At 64.4% G+C, this 4,979-nt stretch carries 5 protein-coding genes and 1 tRNA gene; 2 read left to right on the forward strand and 4 right to left on the reverse strand.

Annotation, left to right across the window (positions count from 1 at the left end; translation table 11 throughout):
• The coding region (locus tag VK519_RS14910) for a hypothetical protein (protein ID WP_324351045.1) at nucleotides 1-279 on the forward strand (279 nt) is incomplete at its 5' end.
• Here the strand turns inward: VK519_RS14910 and gntA are convergent.
• Together gntA and VK519_RS14920 are read right to left on the reverse strand one after the other, a co-directional pair.
• On the reverse strand, nucleotides 276-947 hold the full coding sequence (gntA, locus tag VK519_RS14915) for a guanitoxin biosynthesis heme-dependent pre-guanitoxin N-hydroxylase GntA (protein ID WP_324351046.1): 672 nt from the start codon (nucleotides 945-947) through the stop codon (nucleotides 276-278). The two genes, VK519_RS14910 and gntA, sit on opposite strands and share 4 nt — an antisense overlap.
• Before the next feature lie 572 nt (nucleotides 948-1,519).
• Nucleotides 1,520-1,594: transfer RNA gene (locus tag VK519_RS14920), tRNA-Val, on the reverse strand.
• Nucleotides 1,595-1,691: 97 nt separating this feature from the next.
• On the opposite strand from VK519_RS14920, the gene VK519_RS14925 reads away from it, so the two are divergent.
• Complete coding sequence (locus VK519_RS14925; protein ID WP_324351051.1) at nucleotides 1,692-2,036, forward strand: lipid-A-disaccharide synthase N-terminal domain-containing protein; 345 nt, start codon at nucleotides 1,692-1,694, stop codon at nucleotides 2,034-2,036.
• On the opposite strand, the gene metH is transcribed toward VK519_RS14925, so the two are convergent.
• Together metH and VK519_RS14935 are read right to left on the reverse strand one after the other, a co-directional pair.
• Nucleotides 2,033-4,723 (reverse strand): methionine synthase, encoded by a 2,691-nt coding sequence (gene metH / locus VK519_RS14930; RefSeq protein ID WP_324351047.1) that lies wholly within the window; start codon nucleotides 4,721-4,723, stop codon nucleotides 2,033-2,035. The two genes, VK519_RS14925 and metH, sit on opposite strands and share 4 nt — an antisense overlap.
• Nucleotides 4,720-4,979, reverse strand: a 260-nt coding sequence (locus VK519_RS14935; protein ID WP_324351049.1) for a homocysteine S-methyltransferase family protein, incomplete at its 5' end; no start/stop codon positions are given. The genes metH and VK519_RS14935, both read right to left, overlap by 4 nt.

Genomic DNA, 4,979 nt, shown 5'->3' on the forward strand with positions numbered 1-4,979 from the left:
AAATACACCGGTGCGGGTACCCTTGCCGACACCAATCTCCTGCGCATGGCCACCAAGACCACCAGCGTGTCCATCCGCACGGCCAGCGCGACGCCGATTACCTTCAACCAGCGCGGTGAGATCAGCAACGGTTCGGACGTCGCCTTCAATGTGTGTTCCACCGCAGGCTCAGCCGCCCTCGGCACCAGCGTCAATGGCGCCCAGGGCGTGGTACTGACCCAGGCATCGTCGGGCCGCGCCGGAACAGCTCCGATCGCCGTGGGCGGGACTTGCAGCTAGGCCTTGAACGGGCAGCGCCAGCTGCCCGCATCCACTTCGCGCCCGCTGTATTGCGGCGCCTCCAGCCCTTCGCCATGCGTCGCCAGCATCGGGTTGACCGAGCCTGAGAACTCAACGTCACGCTCGACGATGGCCTCGTGGAACCGCTCGTAACGCCCATCTGCACGCAAGGCCTCGAACTGGCTGTGCAGATTCAACACCAGGGCTGCGTGGGGAAAGCGACGAGCGCGCCGGCTTGACGCCGGATGCAAGCCCACCACGTAGAAGGCGCGGCCGCCCAGGCTGAAGCTGAAGTCCGGCGAGGCCGGGTCGTCGCTTACCGATGGATCCCACGGTGCGGTACGTGCATCGAGCGCGTGCAAGGCTTGCAGTCGCGTCCACAACGCCTGTTCGAAGGTCGCTTCGTCCATGGGCGGCGTGCACGGGAAGAGCAGGGCCAGGCTATGGAACCCCTTCGCCGATTCCACGTCCGCCGCGAACGCGCGTGCCTGCGTCACGATCGCTTCGTCCGCGTCGGATGACTCAAGGCTTCCTGCTACGAGGAATCGAACGTGGTCGTTCTCGGTGGCGGTGCGGGCGGCAAGGCAAGGGAAACCGGCCTGTTGCACGTAGCGGCGGAACTGGGCGATGGCGTCGCCGTCGTTTCGTTGAATGCCGTCGGCGGGCATGCAGCAGTTCCATCGGGAAGGTGCGCTGAGGATGCGGGCCTCGCCCGAAAACGGACGTGATGGCATCGTTGGGGAGGGTGAACGAACGAGCCCGCTTACTGAACTGCCTTCCAGGGAATGGATTGAGCATCGTTGGATGTTCATGTCGGCATCACTTCTGAGAAGATTCGTATGGACCCTTCGTGTGTGACACGGAATCATTCACGGGTTGCCGGGGTACCGGCAACCGGGTGTAGAAACCCGTTGAACAGCGGGCCCCGCAGCGTTGTCTGCGGGGCCCGGGGTTTACCGTCTCACGGCGGGCGACCAGGCGGGCGTATGCCCGGCCGTCTGTTCACGGTTTTCTACCCTGGCTCGCCCGCCACCCTTACCCTTTCTTGAAACAGGGCCCGGCCATACGAGCCATGTGGGCGGATGAACGCGTTGGGCTGGCGTAGAGCAGCCCGGGTCATCGCCAAGCGGTGATCGACCCCGGCTAGGGTGCAGTGCCTGACGTGTTCATCCGCACTATCCGTTTCGCTGCTGTGCGCACAAAAAAGCCTCCTTTCGGAGGCTTTTTCATTCGATTCGTATGGTGGGCGGTACAAGGATCGAACTTGTGACACCTGCCGTGTGAAGGCAGTGCTCTACCGCTGAGCTAACCGCCCGCCGGGAGCGCGGAATTCTACGCAGGGCGGGGCGGGCGGTCAACATCCGGGGGCCATCGAGGGTAAAATGGCCGACTTTTCCCGGTGGCCGACCCCCATGGACTATTTCCTCTCCGAATGGCAGCGCGTGCTGGCCGCCCTGTCACATTTCTCGTTCACCCCCTGGAAAATCATCGGCTTTGCCGGCTCCTTGATGTTCACCAGCCGCTGGTTCGTCCAGCTGTACTACACCCGCAAGTACAAGCGGGTGGTGATGCCGTTGTCGTTCTGGTGGCTGTCGGTGGTGGGCTCGGCCCTGCTGCTGGCCTATTTCATCTTCGGCAAGAACGACTCGGTGGGCATCCTGTCCAATTTCTTCCCGGCGTTCGTGTCCGTCTATAACCTCTGGGTACACATGCGCGAGGCGCGGCTGCGCCACCAGGTGTCCAACGAGGTGACTTAATCCACGTCGTAGTCCAGGTACGGGGCCAGCCAGCGTTCGGCCACCTCGCGCTTCCAGCCCTTGCGGCGGGCGTAGTCTTCCACCTGTTCGCGGCTTAGCTTTCCCACCACGAAGTACTGGCTCCCCGGGTGGGAGAAATACCAGCCGGAGACCGCCGCCGTGGGATACATGGCGAAGCCTTCGGTGAGCTCGATGCCGGTGTTGCCCGGTGCGTCCAGGAGGTCGAACAGCGTGGCCTTCTCGGTGTGTTCGGGGCAGGCCGGGTAGCCCGGTGCCGGGCGGATACCGCGGTATTTCTCGGCCACCAGCGATTCGTTGTCCAGGGCTTCATCAGGCACGTAGCCCCAGAACTCACGGCGCACGCGCTCGTGCAGGCGTTCGGCGAAGGCTTCGGCCAGGCGGTCGGCCAGGGCCTTGAGCATGATGGATGAGTAATCGTCGTGGTCGGCTTCGAAGCGCGCGACGTGTTCTTCGATACCCTGGCCTGCGGTGACGGCGAAGCCGCCCACCCAGTCGGCTACACCGGTGTCCTTCGGCGCGACGAAATCGGCCAGGCAGAAATCCGGGCGGTCGGCAGGCTTGTCGACCTGCTGGCGCAGGAAACGGAGCATGGCCAGCTTCTTGCCGTCGTCGCCGCGAACCTCCACATCGTCGCCTACGGCGCTGGCCTGCCAGAAGCCGATCACGCCGCGGGCGGTGAGCCACTTTTCCGACACGATCTTGTCCAGCATCGCCTTCGCATCGGCGAAGAGCTCGCGCGCCTGTGGCCCGACGATCTCGTCGTCCAGGATGGCAGGGTACCTGCCGGCCAGTTCCCAGGCGTTGAAGAAGGGACCCCAGTCGATGTACGACACGAGTTCGGCCAGGTCGTAGTTGTCCAGGACCGTGACGCCGGGTTGGCGCGGGGCAGGGGGCGTATACGATTCCCAGCCGCCTTCGAAGCGCTGCGCGCGGGCCTTGGACAGGGGCACCAGCGGCTTGCCGGTGCCGCGCTCCTTGTGGCGCTCGCGTACTTCGGCGTACTCGCTGCGTACCTTGGTGATGAACTCATCCACCAGATCCTTGCTCACCAGCGACTGCGCCACGCCCACCGCGCGCGAGGCATCCTTCACCCACACGGTGGTTGCCTTGTAGTGCGGCTCGATGCGCAGCGCCGTGTGCGCGCGCGACGTGGTGGCGCCGCCGATCATCAGCGGCAGCTCGAACCCCTGGCGTTGCATCTCGCGGGCCACCTGGCTCATTTCCTCAAGCGAAGGCGTGATGAGGCCGGAGAGCCCGATGATGTCAGCCTTCATTTCGCGCGCGGTGTCCAGGATCTTCTGCGTGGGCACCATCACGCCAAGGTCGATCACCTCGAAGTTGTTGCAGCGGAGTACCACGCCCACGATGTTCTTGCCGATGTCGTGCACGTCGCCCTTCACCGTGGCCATGACGATAGTGCCGTTGTTCTTGCCGGCGTCGCCCGTGCGCAGCTTCTCTTCCTCGATAAAGGGAATAAGGTGGGCCACCGCCTTTTTCATTACGCGCGCGGACTTCACCACCTGGGGCAGGAACATCTTGCCGGCACCGAAGAGGTCGCCGACGATGTTCATGCCGTTCATCAGCGGGCCTTCGATCACGTCCAGGGGGCGTGAGGAAAGCTGCCGGGCTTCTTCGGTGTCTTCCACCACGTACTGGTCGATGCCGTGCACCAGGGCATGCGACAGGCGTTCGCGCACGGGCTTTTCGCGCCAGGCGGCGGTTTCGATCACCGCCTGGGCCTTGCCGCCCTTGTAGCGGTCGGCGATCTCCAGCAGCCGGTCGGTGGAGTCGGCCCGGCGGTTCAGCACCACGTCTTCCACGCGCTCGCGCAGTTCCTCGGGAAGCTCGTCGTAGATGGCAAGCGAACCTGCGTTGACGATACCCATGTCCATGCCGGCCTTGATGGCGTGGTACAGGAACACCGAGTGGATCGCCTCGCGCACCGGGTTGTTGCCGCGGAAGGCGAACGACACGTTCGATACGCCGCCGGAGATGTGGCACGACGGAAAGCGCTTCTTAAGCTCGCGCGTGGCTTCGATGAAGTCCACGGCGTAGTTGTTGTGCTCCTCGATGCCCGTCGCCACGGCGAAGATGTTCGGGTCGAAGATGATGTCCTCCGGCGGCATGCCGACCTCTTCGGTCAGCAGCTTGTAGGCGCGGGAAGAGATCTCGACCTTGCGCTCACAGGTATCGGCCTGGCCGACCTCGTCGAAGGCCATCACCACCACGGCGGCGCCGTACTGGCGCACCAGCCGGGCGTGCTCGAGGAAGGGTTCTTCCCCTTCCTTCATCGAGATGGAGTTGACGATGCCCTTGCCTTGCAGGCAGCGCAGGCCCGCTTCGATCACCGTCCACTTGGAGGAGTCGACCATCACCGGCACGCGGGCGATGTCGGGCTCGGACATGATCAGGTTCAGGAAGCGGGTCATCGCGGCTTCTGAATCGATCAGGCCCTCGTCCATGTTGACGTCGATGATCTGCGCGCCGCTCTCCACCTGCTGGCGGGCGACGTCCACGGCTTCTTCGTAGCGGCCTTCCTTCACCAGTTTGCGGAATTGGGCGGAGCCGGTGACGTTGGTGCGTTCGCCGACGTTGACGAAGAGCAGGTCCGGGGTGATGACCAGCGGCTCGAGGCCGCTCAGGCGGGTATGGCGAAGGGTACTCATGCTGCCTGCTGGTTTGCCTCGAACATGCGGGGACGACAGGGAGCCACCGCGTCGGCGATGGCCTTGATGTGGGCGGGAGTGGTGCCGCAGCAGCCACCGACCAGGTTCAACAGGCCCTCGCGGGCGAAATCGCCGATGGTGGCGGCCATCTGCTCGGGCGTTTCGTCGTATTCGCCGAACGCGTTGGGCAGGCCTGCGTTCGGGTGCGTGCTGACATAGGTGCGCGCGATCGTCGAGAGGGTTTGCACGTGCGGGC

The organism is Pinirhizobacter sp. (assembly GCF_035317885.1).
Classification (GTDB): Bacteria; Pseudomonadota; Gammaproteobacteria; order Xanthomonadales; family Rhodanobacteraceae; genus Pinirhizobacter.

What these genes read in the sequence shown, in the direction of transcription:
- gntA (WP_324351046.1), bottom strand. Translation starts at nt 947, where the DNA reads ATGCCCGCCGACGGCATTCAACGAAACGACGGCGACGCCATCGCCCAG.
- VK519_RS14925 (WP_324351051.1), top strand. Translation starts at nt 1,692, where the DNA reads ATGGACTATTTCCTCTCCGAATGGCAGCGCGTGCTGGCCGCCCTGTCA.
- metH (WP_324351047.1), bottom strand. Translation starts at nt 4,723, where the DNA reads ATGAGTACCCTTCGCCATACCCGCCTGAGCGGCCTCGAGCCGCTGGTC.